This window comes from bacterium endosymbiont of Bathymodiolus sp. 5 South, from assembly GCF_900128535.1.
GTDB lineage: Bacteria > Pseudomonadota > Gammaproteobacteria > PS1 > Pseudothioglobaceae > Thiodubiliella.
This window is the reverse complement of sequence record NZ_FQTR01000411.1, coordinates 1-881: the sequence shown is the minus strand read 5'-3', so window position 1 is coordinate 881 and position 881 is coordinate 1. Positions and strand designations below refer to the sequence as shown.

Sequence of the window (881 nt, the reverse complement as noted above, 5' to 3'; positions counted from 1 at the left end):
TAGATCAAGGCGACATTCACTTTACTGGCATTGGAGCGTATAACAAGGTTACCAACAGTGCAAGTAGAGGCAGTATTTATTTCACGGGTGGCATTGGGGCGTACAACAAAGTGGAACGCCGAGGTTATTCGGGTGATATTGTTTTTTATGGAGCGGGTTTTTACAACAGAGTTATTAATGTCACCCACAAGGGCAATATTGATTTTGTAGGTATCGGTGGATACAATTTAGTGGAGCGCAGAGGAGGATATAGGGGCAACATTTCCTTCAAGGGTGCTGGTGTAGCTAATCATGTTGTCAATACAGCTAGGTCTGGCAATACTAATTTTATTGGTGGTGGCGCCGCCAATATTATTGATCATTCTGCCAATGGCAATATCTTGTTTATAGGTATTGGTGCCATCAATAAAATTACCCATACGGGTAATTATGGTGATATTAATTTTATTGGCGGTGGCGGCGGTAATTTTATTACCCGTTCAGGAAGACGAGGCAATGGAGACTTGAGTGTATTAGGTGGTGGAAATGTTGTTACCTGGTCAACCGATGGAAGATTGAAGGCAAAACTCGGTGGTTCTCGTTTAAACAAATTAAATAGATATGGGCGTGGTAACACGGACTTAATATTGGTTTCATTGGGTAATATTGTCAAGGTAGAGGTTAGCGAAGGCAATCTAAATTTAATGGGCGTTGGTGTGGCAAATATAGTCACTTACAAGGGGAAAGGCACCTTAAACGCCAGATTATTTGGCGGTGCAAATGTCATTACCAGAGAGGGTTCTGGCAATTCAATTCTGTATCTCTTAGCAGGTGCCAATGTTTTCACTGATTTTTCCACAGGCAATGTCAGGGGTTCCTTATTTGGCGGTCTGAATATTGTT

1 protein-coding gene is annotated in these 881 nt (G+C 41.9%); it reads left to right on the top strand.

Annotation, left to right across the window (positions count from 1 at the left end; genetic code table 11):
- Nucleotides 1–881 (top strand): hypothetical protein (locus tag BBROOKSOX_RS11860; RefSeq protein WP_139662100.1); only part of this gene is annotated, 881 nt, incomplete at both ends.